This window comes from Faecalibacterium sp. IP-3-29 (genome assembly GCF_023347335.1).
GTDB lineage: Bacteria > Bacillota > Clostridia > Oscillospirales > Ruminococcaceae > Faecalibacterium > Faecalibacterium duncaniae.
In genome coordinates, this window is sequence record NZ_CP094471.1 from 535,244 (window position 1) to 549,766 (window position 14,523).

Annotated in this window: 14 protein-coding genes and 1 riboswitch; of the genes, 13 read left to right on the forward strand and 1 reads right to left on the reverse strand. The window is 59.7% G+C overall.

Annotation, left to right across the window (positions count from 1 at the left end):
• The first annotated feature begins 13 nt into the window (after positions 1-13).
• From deoC to MTP40_RS02520, 7 genes are all read left to right on the forward strand, one after another.
• On the forward strand, positions 14-679 hold the full coding sequence (gene deoC, locus MTP40_RS02490) for a deoxyribose-phosphate aldolase (RefSeq protein WP_117534535.1): 666 nt from the start codon (positions 14-16) through the stop codon (positions 677-679).
• Between the two features lie 136 nt (positions 680-815).
• A riboswitch (SAM riboswitch) is annotated at positions 816-914 on the forward strand.
• Between the two features lie 104 nt (positions 915-1,018).
• On the forward strand, positions 1,019-2,173 hold the full coding sequence (gene metK, locus MTP40_RS02495) for a methionine adenosyltransferase (RefSeq protein WP_249259756.1): 1,155 nt from the start codon (positions 1,019-1,021) through the stop codon (positions 2,171-2,173).
• A gap of 520 nt (positions 2,174-2,693) precedes the next feature.
• Positions 2,694-4,067: an MATE family efflux transporter gene (locus MTP40_RS02500; protein ID WP_249259757.1), complete on the forward strand. Its 1,374-nt coding sequence runs from the start codon at positions 2,694-2,696 to the stop codon at positions 4,065-4,067.
• A gap of 14 nt (positions 4,068-4,081) precedes the next feature.
• Complete coding sequence (locus MTP40_RS02505; RefSeq protein ID WP_098923261.1) at positions 4,082-4,834, forward strand: exodeoxyribonuclease III; 753 nt, start codon at positions 4,082-4,084, stop codon at positions 4,832-4,834.
• A 39-nt stretch (positions 4,835-4,873) separates the two neighbouring features.
• Positions 4,874-5,356, forward strand: coding sequence for a COG2426 family protein (locus MTP40_RS02510; protein ID WP_207684754.1), 483 nt, complete (start codon positions 4,874-4,876; stop codon positions 5,354-5,356).
• 224 nt (positions 5,357-5,580) lie between these two features.
• A complete protein-coding gene (locus MTP40_RS02515) occupies positions 5,581-6,969 on the forward strand; it encodes a Sapep family Mn(2+)-dependent dipeptidase (protein ID WP_156061785.1) in 1,389 nt (462 codons plus the stop codon).
• Positions 6,969-7,388: a DUF3842 family protein gene (locus tag MTP40_RS02520; RefSeq protein ID WP_156066670.1), complete on the forward strand. Its 420-nt coding sequence runs from the start codon at positions 6,969-6,971 to the stop codon at positions 7,386-7,388. Before MTP40_RS02515 ends, MTP40_RS02520 begins: the two co-directional genes overlap by 1 nt.
• A gap of 141 nt (positions 7,389-7,529) precedes the next feature.
• Here MTP40_RS02520 and epsC read toward each other — a convergent pair whose 3' ends face one another.
• Positions 7,530-8,201: a serine O-acetyltransferase EpsC gene (epsC, locus tag MTP40_RS02525; protein WP_097772761.1), complete on the reverse strand. Its 672-nt coding sequence runs from the start codon at positions 8,199-8,201 to the stop codon at positions 7,530-7,532.
• Between the two features lie 483 nt (positions 8,202-8,684).
• On the opposite strand from epsC, the gene MTP40_RS02530 reads away from it, so the two are divergent.
• The 6 genes from MTP40_RS02530 to MTP40_RS02555 all read left to right on the forward strand — a co-directional run bounded on the left by MTP40_RS02530 (position 8,685) and on the right by MTP40_RS02555 (position 14,523).
• A complete protein-coding gene (locus MTP40_RS02530) occupies positions 8,685-9,875 on the forward strand; it encodes a dihydroorotase (RefSeq protein WP_005929278.1) in 1,191 nt (396 codons plus the stop codon).
• A gap of 227 nt (positions 9,876-10,102) precedes the next feature.
• Positions 10,103-10,969, forward strand: coding sequence for an orotidine-5'-phosphate decarboxylase (gene pyrF, locus MTP40_RS02535; RefSeq protein ID WP_097769949.1), 867 nt, complete (start codon positions 10,103-10,105; stop codon positions 10,967-10,969).
• Positions 10,950-11,723, forward strand: a complete 774-nt coding sequence (locus MTP40_RS02540) for a dihydroorotate dehydrogenase electron transfer subunit (RefSeq protein ID WP_249259758.1) — start codon at positions 10,950-10,952, stop codon at positions 11,721-11,723. Before pyrF ends, MTP40_RS02540 begins: the two co-directional genes overlap by 20 nt.
• Positions 11,723-12,649, forward strand: a complete 927-nt coding sequence (locus MTP40_RS02545; RefSeq protein WP_005929272.1) for a dihydroorotate dehydrogenase — start codon at positions 11,723-11,725, stop codon at positions 12,647-12,649. The genes MTP40_RS02540 and MTP40_RS02545 overlap by 1 nt, the downstream gene beginning before the upstream one ends.
• 136 nt (positions 12,650-12,785) lie before the next feature.
• Complete coding sequence (gene pyrE, locus MTP40_RS02550) at positions 12,786-13,379, forward strand: orotate phosphoribosyltransferase (RefSeq protein WP_035393285.1); 594 nt, start codon at positions 12,786-12,788, stop codon at positions 13,377-13,379.
• Between the two features lie 34 nt (positions 13,380-13,413).
• Entirely contained in the window at positions 13,414-14,523 is a 1,110-nt protein-coding gene (locus tag MTP40_RS02555) for a carbamoyl phosphate synthase small subunit (RefSeq protein ID WP_005929268.1), read from the forward strand.

Here is a 14,523-nt window from a genome sequence, read left to right on the forward strand (position 1 = left end):
GGAGGAAAATAATATGACCCGTGAAGAAATCCTCTCCCATGTCGATCATACCCTGCTGAAGCCTGAGGCCACCTGGCCCCAGATCCAGACCATCTGTGATGAGGCCATTGCCAACCACACCGCATCCGTCTGCATCAACACCTGCTATGTAAAGCAGGCGGTCGAGTATATGGCGGGCCGCATCCCGGTGTGCTGCGTGGTGGGCTTCCCTCTGGGTGCCATGGATACCGCCAGCAAGGCCTTTGAGGCCAAGACTGCCATTGAGAACGGCGCTGCCGAGGTGGACATGGTCATCAACATCGGCCGCCTGAAGAACAAGGAGTACGATGCTGTCCGTGAGGACATCCGTGCCGTCAAGGAGGCCGTGGGCGATAAGGTGCTCAAGGTCATCATTGAGACCTGCCTGCTGACCGACGAGGAAAAGGAAAAGATGTGCGACATCGTCTGCGAGGCGGGCGCTGACTACATCAAGACCAGCACCGGCTTCTCCACCGCAGGCGCTACCTTCCACGATGTGGAGCTGATGGTCAAGGGCGTGCATGGCCGCTGCAAGGTCAAGGCTGCCGGCGGCATCTCCACCGTGGAGGATATGGAAAAGTTCCTCGCTCTGGGCGCAGACCGTCTGGGCACCTCCCGTGCGGTCAAGCTGCTGAACGGCGAACAGGCCAAGGGTTACTAAGAGAGCTTCGGGAAACTCCCGGTACTTCTAGGGGAAATCCTAATCAATTTCGTTGAGATGTCTAAAAAGAGTGATACTCTTCTTGACAATCTGACGAAGAGATGATAAGATATCTCTCAGAAAACAACTGAATACCGACTTATCAAGAGCGGCTGAGGGGACAGGCCCTGTGAAGCCCGACAACCTGTGCGAAAGCATAAGGTGCCAAATCCTGCGGGAAACCGAAAGATAAGAGTGCAAACGCTCAGAGCTTCGGTTCTGAGCGTTTTTGTTTGCGCAAACTTGATGGACGTGTATGAAGCTGTGCAAGATTCACCACACACATGGAGGACAAAATTTATGGCAAGACACCTGTTTACTTCTGAGTCCGTCACCGAGGGACATCCTGACAAGATCTGCGACCAGATCTCCGATGCCATCCTGGACGAGATCCTGACCCACGACCCCGATGCCCGCGTGGCCTGCGAGACCTGCGCTTCCACCGGTCTGGTCCACATCATGGGCGAGATCACCACCAGCTGCTATGTCGATTTCCAGAAGATCGTCCGCGAGGTCATCTCTGACATCGGTTACACCCGTGCAAAGTACGGCTTTGACGCTGACACCTGCGCTGTTATCTCCAACATCGACGGCCAGAGCCCTGATATCGCACTGGGCACCAACGACCAGGTCGGCGGTGCCGGTGACCAGGGCATGATGTTCGGCTATGCCTGCGATGAGACCCCTGAGCTGATGCCCATGCCCATCAGCCTGGCCCACAAGCTGGCCAAGAAGCTGACCGAAGTGCGCAAGAGCGGCGAGCTGGATTACCTGCGCCCGGACGGTAAGAGCCAGGTCACCGTGGAGTACGATGAGAACAACAAGCCCATCCGGGTGGATGCAGTCGTCATCTCCAGCCAGCACAGTGAGAACGTGACCATGGAGCAGCTCCGGGCCGACATCATGGAGAAGGTCATCAAAGCCACCATCCCTGCCGAGCTGCTGGATGAGAACACCAAGTACTACATCAACCCCACCGGCCGCTTTGTTGTGGGCGGCCCGCAGGGCGACAGCGGCCTGACCGGCCGCAAGATCATCGTTGACACCTACGGCGGCTACGCCCGCCACGGCGGCGGCGCATTCTCCGGCAAGGACCCCAGCAAGGTGGACCGCAGTGCCGCTTACGCGACCCGCTGGGTTGCCAAGAACATCGTGGCTGCCGGTCTGGCCAAGCAGTGTGAGGTGCAGGTGGCCTACGCCATCGGCGTGGCAAAGCCTGTGTCCATCATGGTGGATACCTTTGGCACCGGCACCGTGGCCGATGAGAAGATCGAGCAGGCAGTGGAGAAGGTCTTTGACCTGACCCCCGCCGCCATCATCCGTGACCTCGGCCTGCGGAAGCCCATCTACCGCAAGCTGGCCGCCTACGGCCATATGGGCCGCGAGGATCTGGGCGTGAAGTGGGAGAACACCGACCGCGTGGATGAGCTCAAGGCCGCTGTGGTAGCGCTGTAAAACTGAAACGCAAAGCGCCCTGTACCGTGAAAGGTGCAGGGCGCTTTTCTATGGTGGGCGGCAGACAAACAAAAAACGCTCCCCCGTGCAGGTGGGGAAGCGTTTTTTGTTTGTCCTTTTCAGGACAGGGTAAATGATAAGAAGGTAAATGAAGAAAATAGCATAATAATAGAAGGATGAACAACAGGAGTGCCGGAAAGGAGAGCGCGTCGTTTCGCTTTGTATCCAACTGGCGTTCCTGTTGGATACAAGATAACACTTTTCACAGAAAAATACAAGAGCTTTTTTGAAAAAAGTTCTTTTGTTCGAGCAAAAAAAGTAATTTTGTCACAACGCACAAAAACGGGGGAGATGTGTTTGGCAAAGTGATGAAACAAGCACGGGCCGGGGCAGAGGTTCGGAATTGCAGAAGCTGATTCTTTACAACAGGATGCGGCTGTGTTATGATGGATACATCTATGAGAAAAGGACGCTCTGCGGCCCGGAAGGGCAGAAAGCGTGTGAAGAAGCGAGGAATAGAATGGAACATACGATCACAAAAAACGGAGCCCCGTGCTTTGGCGGGCGGGCCCCGCTGTTCAGCCAGCGTGACCTGCTCAGGCTGGTGGGGCCGCTGCTGGTGGAGCAGCTGCTGGCCGTGACGGTGGGCATGGCCGATACCATGATGGTCTCCCGCTGCGGCGAAGCCGCCATCTCGGGTGTCAGCCTGGTGGATATGATCAACAACCTCATCATCGTGCTGTTTGCGGCGCTGGCCACCGGCGGCGCGGTGGTGGTCAGCCAGTATCTGGGTGCAAAGGAGCAGAAGCACGCCAACGCAAGCTCGGGTCAGCTGATCCTGCTCAGCGCTCTGCTGGGCGTGGGTGTGGGGGTGTTCTGCTTTGTGCTGGCCCGCCCCATGATCCGGCTGTGCTATGGCAGCATCGATGCCGATGTGCTGGAGGCTGGTGTGCTCTACCTGCGCATCACGGCGGTTAGCTACCCGTTCCTGGCCATGTACAATGCCGGTGCGGCGCTCTTCCGCAGCATGGGTAACTCCAAAATCTCCATGCAGATCAGCATCCTGATGAACATCATCAACATCGTGGGCAATGCGGTCTGCATCTTTGTGCTGGGTATGGGCGTGGACGGCGTTGCCTGGCCCAGCGTCCTCTCCCGTGCTGTGGCGGCGGTGCTCATCCTGAACCGCTGCTACCAGAAGGGCCACATGCTCACCGTGCCCAAAACGATCCGGCTGGATGGCCGGATGGCAAAGCGCATCCTGGGCATCGGCATCCCGTCCGCCTTTGAGAACAGCTTGTTCCAGGCGGGCCGCATTCTGGTGGTGAGCATGATCTCCACCTTCGGCACCGTGCAGATCGCCGCCAATGCCGTGGCAAACAATCTGGACGGCATGGGCTGCATCCCGGGGCAGGCCATTGGTCTGGCCATGATCACGGTGGTGGGCCGCTGCGTTGGCGCAGGGGACAATGAGCAGACCGTTTTCTACACCCGCAAGCTGCTGCTCTGGGCCTACATCTCTATGGGGATCTTCAACGGCGGCATCCTGCTCTTCCTCAAGCCGCTGGTGGGCATCTACGCCCTCTCCGGCGAGACCATGGCGCTGGCCATCCTGCTGGTGCAGATCCACGCGGGCAGCGGTCTGTTCCTGTGGCCGGCCTCCTTTGTTCTGCCCAACGCCCTGCGCGCGGCCAACGATGTAAAATTTACCATGGTGGTCTCTGTGCTCAGCATGGCCATCTGGCGGCTGGGATTCAGCTACCTGCTCTGTGTCAGGATGGGCTGGGGCGCTGTGGGTGTCTGGATCGCCATGGTCATTGACTGGGTCTGCCGTGTCATCTGCTTTGTGGCGCGCATGAAGAGCGGCGCATGGAAAACAAAATATCAGGCATAAGAAAGGAACAGGATATGAAACTGATCAGCTGGAACGTCAACGGCCTGCGGGCCTGCCTGACCCACGATTTTGCCGCAAGCTTCGCGGCGCTGGATGCCGACATCTTCTCGGTGCAGGAGACCAAGATGCAGCCGGGGCAGGCTGATTTTGCCCCCGAGGGCTACACCGAGTACACCTACTCTGCCGAGAAAAAGGGCTACTCCGGCACGGCCTGCTGGTGCAAAACGGCCCCGCTGGCCGTGACCACCGGCATCGGCAGGGAGGAGCACGACCACGAGGGCCGGGTGCTGACGCTGGAATATCCCGGCTTCTATCTGGTCAACTGCTACACGCCCAACAGCCAGGACGGCCTGAAGCGGCTGGACTACCGCATGACCTGGGAGGATGCGTTCCGGGCCTACCTGCTGGAGCTGGACGCGAAAAAGCCGGTCATCCTCTGCGGTGACCTGAACGTGGCCCACACCGAGATCGACATCAAGAATGCGAAGACCAACCGGATGAGCGCGGGCTTCACTGACCAGGAGCGGGCCAAGATGACTGAGCTGCTGGCGGCGGGCTTTACCGACACCTTCCGCGCGGTTCACCCGGACGAGGTGAAGTACAGCTGGTGGAGCTACCGCTTCCACGCCCGGGAAAAGAACGCGGGCTGGCGCATAGATTATTTCATCGTTTCAAACCGCATCGCCGGCAAGGTGACCGCCGCCGAGATCCACAACGAGGTGTTCGGTTCCGACCACTGCCCGGTGGAGCTGGTCATCGACCTGTAAGCCGTTGCGATCATGATCTTATCATAAGGAGAAACCTGGATGCTCAAGTATTATCTGATGGTGTTTTTTGTCTCGATGGTGCCGGTCATTGAACTGCGCGGTGCCATTCCGATCGGGCTGGGCATGGGCCTGCCCGCCCTGCCCACCTATCTGGTCTGCGTGCTCGGCAATATGCTGCCGGTGCCCTTTATCTATCTGTTTGCCCGCAAGTTCCTCATCTGGGGCTACCACAAACCGGTCATCGGGCCGGTGTGCAAGTTCTTCATCACCAAGGGGGAAAAGGGCGGCCGCAAACTGGAGGAAAAGGCCGGCAAGGGCCTGACCGTTGCCCTGCTGCTCTTTGTGGGGATTCCGCTGCCCGGCACCGGTGCCTGGACCGGCACGCTGGCAGCCTCCATTCTGGACATGAAGTTCAAGGATGTTCTCATTGCCTGCATGGGCGGTGTGCTGCTGGCGGGCATCATCATGGGCCTGGCCAGCGCCGGTGTGTTGGGCGCGGCCAGCAGCCTGTTTGCAGTGTGACAGATAGGAGAATAAATCTCTCCGTCGCGGGCTTTGCCGCGACAGCTCCCCTGATAGGGAAACCAAGTCCTGCCTCGCCTATTAGGAGAGGTGGCATCGAGCGATAGCGATGATGACGGAGAGGTTTCGTACAGAAGCAGGCTGCCGAAGGCTGGCAAAAGCGCTTTAAGTGTGTTACAATAAACAGTAACGTGTCGTTACGACAAAGAAAGGACGAAGCAATCATGGATCAGGCATTGAATCAGAAGATCGACGCCTTTATTGCGGCGAACAAGGAGCAGATTCTGGAGGACATCGCGGCGCTGGTGGCCATCAACAGTGTGGAGGGCACCCCGACCGAGGAAGCTCCCTTTGGTGAGGGCCCCCGCGCGGCGCTGGACAAGACGCTGGAGCTGGCTGCAGGCATGGGTCTGGCGACCCGCAACTGCGAGAACTACATCGGCTATGCCGAGCTGGCCGGTGCAGACCCCGAGAAGTATCTGGCAACCATCTGCCATGTGGATGTGGTGCCCGTGGGCAACGGCTGGAGCCAGGACCCCTTCAAGATGCAGATCCGGGACGGCTGGATGATCGGCCGTGGTGTGGCTGATGACAAGGGCCCCATGGTGGCTACCCTGTACGCCCTGAAGTTCCTCAAGGAGGAGGGCGTTTCCCTGCGGTATCCCATCCGCGCAATGGTTGGTGACAACGAAGAGACCCACATGAACGATGTGGAATATTACCTCAAGAACTACCCGGCCCCGGTGTTCTGCTTCACTCCGGATGCAGAGTTCCCGGTGTGCAACGGCGAGAAGGGCCATTTCGGTGCGGAGCTGGTCAGCCCGGTCTGCAACGGTGAGATCAAGGAGTTTGAGGGCGGCGTTGCCAACAATGCAGTCCCCGACCGCGCCAGCGCACTGGTAGAGACTGACATCACCAAGCTGAAAAATGCCCCCAACATCACGCTGGAGCCGGAAGGCAATGGGGTGCGTATCCGGGGCTGGGGCAAGAGCGGCCATGCCGCCATGCCCGAGGGCACGGTCAACGCCATCGGTCTGGTGGTGAACTACCTGCTGGACAACGGTCTGTGCAACGATGCAGAGCGCGCCTATCTGGAAGCCCTGAAAAAACTGCACGCTTCCACCGCAGGCACCGGCCTGGGCATCGACTGCGCCGACGGCCCCTTCGGCCCCCTGACCATCATCGGCGGCCGCATCTTCATGCGGGAGGGCCGGATCGTCCAGACCATGGACAGCCGTTACCCCACCTGCACCAACGCCGAGAAGATGAAGGAGCAGATCAAAGCTGCCATTGGCACGGGTGCTTCTCTGGAGAAGGCCGAGGGTGCCGAGCCCTTCTATATCGCAGCCGATACCCCCGCCATCAAGGCCTGCATCGAGACCTACAACGAGGTCACCGGCGAGAATGCCACGCCCTTTACCATGGGCGGCGGCACCTATGCCCGCCACTTCCCCTATGCGGTGAGCTTTGGCCCCGAGCACGAGGACATGGTGCTGCCTGAGTTCGGCGGCCCGATGCACGGTGCCAACGAGGCAGCTCCCATCGATAAGCTGCTGGAGGCCCTGAAGATCTACATCATCGCCCTGCTGCGGCTGGAGGAGATCGACTTCTGATGAACGTTCTGGTCATTGACGGCCAGGGCGGCGGTCTGGGCCGCCAGCTGGTGGCGGCCATCTCTGCCGCCTGCCCGGAAGCCCGGCTGACCGCCGTGGGCACCAACAGCCTTGCGACTTCGGCCATGCTCAAGGCGGGGACGGTCCGCGCCGCCACCGGCGAGAACGCCGTGGTTGTGAACTGCCGCACCGCGGATATCATCGTGGGGCCCATCGGCATTGTGATCGCTGACGCGCTGCTGGGCGAGATCACCCCCGCCATGGCAGCGGCAGTCTGCCAGAGCCCCGCCCGGCGGGTGCTGGTGCCCATCAACCACTGTGAGAACATCGTGGTGGGCGTGCCCGACCAGCCCATCGGCCAGCTGGTGGCGGCAGCGGCACAAAAGGTCAAAGAACTGGTGGCAACTCCTTGTAAATAACAGAAAAGCAGCTGCGTTCCGTGTGTGCGGAGCGCAGCTGCTTTCGTTTTGCAGAAGCTTTGTGCAGTTTTTGCGGATAGTACCGCCATGCCAGCGGCTCCCCTATGAGGAAAGCTGGCACGCAAAGTGGGACAGAAAGGTTCAGCGCTGCTGTTTCTGGATGACCTCGTGGATGCTGGGGGGCACATCCCCCTGTGCGTCCTTTTCCAGCCTGCTGATGCGGCGGTCCAGCTCGGTGAGGCGCTGGGCCATGACATCCGGCAGATCCTGCTGGTCCAGGTCGTCGGCGGGGTTGACGGCCTTGTTGTTGATGCGCACCACCTCGGCAGGCACGCCCACGGCGGTGCAGTTGGCGGGCAGGTTGCGCAGCACAACGCTGCCTGCGCCGATGCGGGCGTTATCGCCGATATACACCGGGCCCAGCACCTTGGTGCCCGCGCCGATCAGCACATTGTTCCCCAGGGTGGGGTGGCGCTTGCCGGTGTCCTTGCCGGTGCCGCCCAGCGTCACGCCGTGGTAGATGGTGCAGTTGTCGCCGATCACGGTGGTTTCGCCGAACACGATGCCCATGCCGTGGTCGATGAACAGGCACCTGCCGATCCGGGCACCGGGGTGGATCTCGATGCCGGTCTTGTGGCGGCCGTGCTGGCTGACCCAGCGGGCAAGGAAAAAGTGCCCGTGCTCATACAGCCAGTGGGCAATGCGGTGGTAGACCAGGATATGGAAGCCGGGGTACAGCAGGATGACCTCCAGCACGCTGCGTGCGGCGGGGTCTTTGCGCTGGATGTTCCGTGCGTCCTCCAATAAGCTCATGTGGGGAACCCTCCCTTTTTGTTCAGCCGCCTCGGTGCGGCTCTCTCTTTTTGACAGATACTATAATAACACATGCAAACTTCAATGTACAGTACTTTGGTAGGAATTGACGGAGAAAAATCCCCCTCCGCGCAGGGATTATGGGGCGGGAAACTGGTTTTCGGTAGAGTAGCCAAAATTCCGGGAGATACAGCCAAAACCTTTTCACACAGGAATCTTACAGAAAGCATTGACACATTTTGCGTTTCTATGATAAAATATAACGAAAACAAATGCGAAGGAAAAGGAGAAGCGGACGAATGCTGTCAAAAATGAACGCTGAACTGAAAAAGCAGTTTGCAGCCGTTTTTGCGGTGGGTTCCGTGTTTCCTTTTTTCGCCTTTTGAACTTTTCCGTTTGTGGAAAAGTTCTTTTTTTTGCCTGTCTGCGGGCTGCAATGCCCGCATCCGCCCATCCGAAATACGAACAGGGAGGTAAAAGAATATGCTGCTCATCAACGCTGTAAACGCTGCGGGCCGCCCGGTGGAGCTTTTCGTGAAAGACGGAAAGATCGCCGCCGTGGGTCAGGATCTTTCCGCACTGGCCGGGGAGGGGGAGACTGTCCTCGATGCAGGCGGTCTGACCGTGCTGCCTGCCTTTGTGGACCTGCACTGCCACTGGCGCACCCCGGGCTTTGAATATAAGGAGGACATTGCCACCGGAAGCATGGCTGCGGCCGCAGGCGGCTACACCTTTGTCAACCTGATGCCCAACACAAAGCCGGTCTGCTCCTCTGCCGCACAGGCAGCCATGGTGGAGCAGAAGGCCGCCGAGGTGGGCCTGTGCGATGTGAACCAGACTGTTTCCATCACCGAGAACTTTGACGGCAAGACCATCGACCATCTCAAGACCCTGCCCGCCAGCGTGAAGTTCATCACCGAGGATGGCCACGGTGTGCAGGACAACGCCACCATGGCCCGGGCCTTTGCCATCTGCACCCAGCGGGATATCACCGTGATGAGCCACGCCGAGGATATGGAGATCAGCCCCTGGGATTACCGGCTGGCCGAGGATCTGGAGACCGTGCGCAACTGCTGGCTGAGCGAGTACTACCAGACCAGGCTGCACATGTGCCACGTTTCCACCCGTGGCGCGCTGGAGGCCATCCAGATGGCAAAGCTGCGCGGCGCACCCGTGACCTGCGAGGTGACCCCGCATCACCTGTGGTTCAACAATGAGACCTGCGATTACCGGGTCAACCCGCCCATCCGCACCGCGGATGATGTGCAGGCGCTCATCGATGGCATCCGTTCCGGTGTGGTGGATGCCATTGCTACCGACCACGCTCCCCACTCCGAGGAAGACAAGCTGAAGGGCATGGCCGGTATGGTGGGCAGCGAGACCGCCTTTGGGGTCTGCTACACCAAGCTCTGCAGGGAAGAGGGCCTGCCGCTGGAACTGCTGGTGCACCTGATGAGCACCCGCCCGGCAGAGATCCTGGGCCTTGCCAAGGGCCAGCTGGAGCCCGGCTACGATGCAGACTTCGTGCTGGTGGATCTCGACACCCCCTACACCGTGGACAAGGAAAAGCTGCACTCCAAGAGCCATAACTGCCCCTTTGATGGTGCACAGCTCTACGGCAGGGTCTATGCTACCATCAAGGGCGGCAAGCTGACCTATCAGGCTGAGGAGTAATGCGCTGAGGCCCTCTCCGTCATCGCTTGCGCGATGCCACCTCTCCCAAAGGGAGAGGCAATTGCGGCTCACGGCCAGCTGCTGCTGAACCTGGGATATGCATAGGCTCTCCCTTTTGGGAGAGCTGGACGCGAAGCGGCCTGAGAGGGCGAGGACGCTGACAAAAAGCCAACACAACAAAGAAATATAGATAATAAAAGAGAGACAGATACAGGAGGAACCCGACAATGACAAACATGGATAAGCTTTACGAAGCAGTTGCAGCCCGCGGCCCGGTGTGTGTGGGCCTGGACACTGATTTCAGCTACCTGCCCGCTGACTTTGTGGACACCGCCCTGACCAAGGGGGAGAACATCGTCCGCTTCAACAAGAAGCTCATCGATGCCACCAAGGCTGTGGCTGGCTGTTACAAGGTGCAGATCGCATACTACGAGTCCCTGGGTCTGGAGGGCATGAAGGCCTACGCCGAGACCCTGGCCGCTGTCCGCGAGGCTGGTATCCCTGTCATCGCCGATATCAAGCGCGGCGATATCGCCAAGACCGCCGAGATGTACGCCATGGGCCACTTCACCGGCGACTTCGAGTCTGATTTCGTTACCCTGGCCCCCTACATGGGTCTGGATTCCATCAGCCCCTATCTGCCCTATGCCGAAAAGCAGGGCAAGGGCATGTTCGTCCTCTGCCGCACCTCCAACGGCGGTGCCAAGGACTTTGAGTATGAGAAGCTGGCAGACGGCCGCCACGTCTATGATCTGGTGGGCGACAAGCTGAACGCTCTGGGCAAGGACTACATGGGTGAGCACGGCTACTCCTCCATCGGTCTGGTCATCGGCGGCACCCACATCGAGGAGGCCACCGAGATCCGCGCCAAGTATCAGGACAGCTTCTTCCTCATCCCCGGCTACGGCGCACAGGGCGGCAAGGCTGAGGATATTGCCCAGTACCTGACCAAGGGCAACGGCGGCGTGGTCAACTCCAGCCGCGGCATCCTGCTGGCCTACAAGAAGCAGCCCGGCGTGGCCTTTGATGAGGCCGCTTACAACGAGTGTGTGAACATGAAGGAGGCCATTGCTCATGCGTGCAGCCTGCTGTGAAGCTACCGTTCTGAGCCATGAGAGTATCCTGCCGGACATCCGGCTCCTGCGTGCCCTCTGGCCTGACCGGGAGCATGCCCCCCACGCCGGGCAGTTCTTTACCCTGCGTGCCTGGGGTGCCGATGAGGCTCCCTTCCTGTCCCGCCCCATCAGCGTGCACAAGTGGGAGCCGGAGACCCAGACCATTGAGTTCCTGTATCAGGTCATCGGCGAAGGCACTCACAAAATTGCCCAGCTGAAGACCGGCGATACCTTCCAGCTGACCGGCCCCATGGGCAACGGCTTTGATATCCCGGCCCTGACCGAACAATACCATAAGATCGCTGTGGTGGGCGGCGGCATTGGCACCGCCCCCATGTATCAGGTCACCCGGGAACTGGCAGCTGCCGGTGTTAAGCCGGACGTGTTCTTCGGCTTCCGGGATACCCCCTACTGTATGGAGGAGTACCGCTCCATCGCAAATGTGGTAAAGGTCTCCACCGATACCGGCGCGGTGGGTTTCCACGGCTTTGTGACCCAGCTGTATGACCCGGCAGATTACGATGCCGTGCTGATCTGCGGCCCCACCGTGATGATGAAAAACGCTGCCCGGATGTGTGCCGAAAAGGGCACCCCCTGCTTCGTGAGCCTGGAAAAGAAGATGGCCTGCGGCATTGGTGCCTGCCTTGGTTGCACCTGTGAGACCAAGGGCGGCGAGGGCAAGAGCGTGTGCAAGAATGGCCCGGTCTTTGATGCAACGGAGGTGTTCTTCTGATGGCTGACCTGAAAACAAACCTGCTGGGCTTTGTGATGAACAGCCCGGTCATCGGCGCTTCCGGCACTGTGGGCTACGGTGTGGAGTACGAAGAACTGGCCGATTTTTCCAAGATCGGCGGCATCTCCGGCAAGGGTCTGACCCTGCACGGTCAGTACGGCAACAAGGGTGAGCGCCTGTGGGAGACCCCCTCCGGCCTCATCAACAGCATCGGCCTGCAGAACCCCGGCGTTCAGCATTTCATTGACGTGGAGCTGAACGAGATGCTGGAGCTCAAGCAGAAATACGGCACAGTGGCCATTGCCAACTTGGGTGGACACAGTGAGGAAGAGTATGTTGAGGGCGCGGCTCTGCTGAGCGAGAGCGCTGTGGACATCGTGGAGCTGAACATCTCCTGCCCCAACGTCAAGGTGGGCGGCATGGCCTACGGCGTGAAGGCCGAGGCTGCCGGTGAGGTGGTGCGGATGGTCCGCGCGGCCTGCAAAAAGCCCCTGATGGTCAAGCTGAGCCCCCAGGCAGAGAACATCCCCGAGATGTGCAAGGCTGTGGAGGCCGCCGGTGCGGATGCCATCAGCCTGACCAACACCTTCCAGGCCTGCGCCATCGATCTGGAAAAGCGCAAGCCGGTGTTCAACAACATCTTTGCCGGTCTGTCCGGCCCGGCGGTGCGGCCCATTGCCCTGCGCATGGTCTGGCAGGCTGTGGGTGCCGTGAACATCCCGGTGGTGGGTCTGGGCGGCATTGCCACCGGCCGTGACGCACTGGAATTCATCATGGCAGGTGCCACGGCGGTACAGGTGGGCGCGGCAAACTTTGCCAACCCCCGCGCCATGGAGACCATTGCCGACGAGATGGCACAGTGGATGGATGCCCACGGCGTGAAAACGCTGGAGGAAATCCGCGGCTGCGCCCGAAATGCTGAATAATTGAGCTGATATACCAGGATAACCATGGCTTATGCGTATAAAGCGAAAAATTGCGTATAAATTTGCAATTGCTGCAAAAGCGTGGTACAATACCGTTCAAAAGATATTTTTCATAAAAAAGAGAGGGAGAACTACAATGAGTGAAGCACTTGAAATTCTGAAGAGCTGTGACGCATTCCTGGAGGGCCATTTCCTGCTCTCCTCCGGCCGCCATTCCAGCGCATACTGCCAGATGGCCTACCTGCAGCAGTACCCTGACCGCTGCGCCGAGGTAATGAAGGCTGTGGCCGATCAGATCAAGAAGCTGGATGTGGATGTCATCGTGGGACCTGCCATGGGCGGCATCGTCTATGCTTACGAGCTGGCCCGCCAGACCGGCAAGCGCGCCATCTTCACCGAGCGCGTGGACAATGTGATGACCCTGAAGCGCTTTGCCATCCATCCGGGTGAGAAGTGCATCATTGCTGAGGACGTTGTCACCACCGGCATCTCCTCCCTGGAGACCAAGCGCGTGATCGAAGAGGCCGGCGGCATCTGCCTGGGCATCACCTGCGTGGTGGACCGCACCAAGCCCGAGGCTCCGTCTCCCATTCCCATCCTGGCCAGCGCCCTGAAGCTGGACCTGCCCAACTACGCACCCGAGGAGTGCCCCATCTGCAAGGAGGGCAAGCTGCCTCTGGTGCACCTGGGCAGCCGCAAGATGAAGCAGGAAGCCAAGCAGACCCTGTAACTTGACAACAACCGTGTTGAAACAAGGAGTACCTATGAACGCTTATCTTCTTTTGGCAAACGGCATGGTCTTTGCAGGCCAGTCAGTGGGCGCTGAGGGCGTTACCGTGGGCGAAGTCGTCTTTGCCACCGGTATGGTGGGCTTTGAAGAGACCCTGACCGACCCCAGCTACTACGGCCAGATCATCACCCAGACCTATCCCCTCATCGGCAACTACGGCATGAACAAGGACGATATGGAGTCGGACCGCATCTGGGCCAAGGGCTACATTGTGCGCGAGGCCTGCACCACCCCCTCCAACTGGCGCTGTGAGGAGACGCTGGACAGCTTTTTGAAGAAAAACAATACCATCGGCATCGAGGGCATCGACACCCGCCACCTGACCCGTATCATCCGGGAGAGCGGCGTGATGAACGGTGCCATCCTGACCACCTTTGACCCCGCTGACCCTGCCAACAAGGCCGAGACGGAGAAGCTGCTGGAGACCATCCGCGCCTATGCCGTGACGGATGCCGTCAAAAGCGTGACCTGCGAGAAGCCCGAGGTCTTTCACGAGAAGGGCGAGACCCACATCGTGCTGATGCACTACGGCTGTAAGCGCAATATCGTGCGCTGCCTGGTCAAGCGCGGCTGCAAGGTAACGGTGATGCCCGCCTTTGCCACCGCTGAGGAAGTGGCTGCCCTGAACCCGGACGGCATCATGCTGTCCAACGGCCCCGGCGACCCCGCCGAGCCGGTGGAGGTCATTGAGAACCTGAAGCAGATCTTTGCGCTGGGCATCCCCACCTTCGGCATCTGCCTGGGCCACCAGCTCAGCGCTCTGGCCGCCGGTGCCAAGACCATGAAGCTGAAGTATGGCCACCGCGGTGCCAACCAGCCTGTCACTGATTTTGAGTCCGGCCGCACCTTCATCACCAGCCAGAACCACGGCTATGCGGTCGTGGGCGAGGAACTGCCCGCCGAGATGGGCGAGGTGGCACAGGTGAACGCCAACGACGGCACCTGCGAGGGCATCAAGTACAAGAAGTGGAACTGCTTCACGGTCCAGTTCCACCCGGAAGCCAACGGCGGCCCCAAAGACACGGAGTTCCTGTTCGACCGCTTCCTGAACAACGTCAAAGCAGCAAAAAAGGAGGTGCGCTGA

Bases quoted from the DNA above. Each gene is read 5' to 3' on its own strand.
- deoC (WP_117534535.1), top strand. From the start codon at position 14: ATGACCCGTGAAGAAATCCTCTCCCATGTCGATCATACCCTGCTGAAG.
- metK (WP_249259756.1), top strand. From the start codon at position 1,019: ATGGCAAGACACCTGTTTACTTCTGAGTCCGTCACCGAGGGACATCCT.
- MTP40_RS02500 (WP_249259757.1), top strand. From the start codon at position 2,694: ATGGAACATACGATCACAAAAAACGGAGCCCCGTGCTTTGGCGGGCGG.
- MTP40_RS02505 (WP_098923261.1), top strand. From the start codon at position 4,082: ATGAAACTGATCAGCTGGAACGTCAACGGCCTGCGGGCCTGCCTGACC.
- MTP40_RS02510 (WP_207684754.1), top strand. From the start codon at position 4,874: ATGCTCAAGTATTATCTGATGGTGTTTTTTGTCTCGATGGTGCCGGTC.
- MTP40_RS02515 (WP_156061785.1), top strand. From the start codon at position 5,581: ATGGATCAGGCATTGAATCAGAAGATCGACGCCTTTATTGCGGCGAAC.
- MTP40_RS02520 (WP_156066670.1), top strand. From the start codon at position 6,969: ATGAACGTTCTGGTCATTGACGGCCAGGGCGGCGGTCTGGGCCGCCAG.
- epsC (WP_097772761.1), bottom strand. From the start codon at position 8,201: ATGAGCTTATTGGAGGACGCACGGAACATCCAGCGCAAAGACCCCGCC.
- MTP40_RS02530 (WP_005929278.1), top strand. From the start codon at position 8,685: ATGCTGCTCATCAACGCTGTAAACGCTGCGGGCCGCCCGGTGGAGCTT.
- pyrF (WP_097769949.1), top strand. From the start codon at position 10,103: ATGACAAACATGGATAAGCTTTACGAAGCAGTTGCAGCCCGCGGCCCG.
- MTP40_RS02540 (WP_249259758.1), top strand. From the start codon at position 10,950: ATGCGTGCAGCCTGCTGTGAAGCTACCGTTCTGAGCCATGAGAGTATC.
- MTP40_RS02545 (WP_005929272.1), top strand. From the start codon at position 11,723: ATGGCTGACCTGAAAACAAACCTGCTGGGCTTTGTGATGAACAGCCCG.
- pyrE (WP_035393285.1), top strand. From the start codon at position 12,786: ATGAGTGAAGCACTTGAAATTCTGAAGAGCTGTGACGCATTCCTGGAG.
- MTP40_RS02555 (WP_005929268.1), top strand. From the start codon at position 13,414: ATGAACGCTTATCTTCTTTTGGCAAACGGCATGGTCTTTGCAGGCCAG.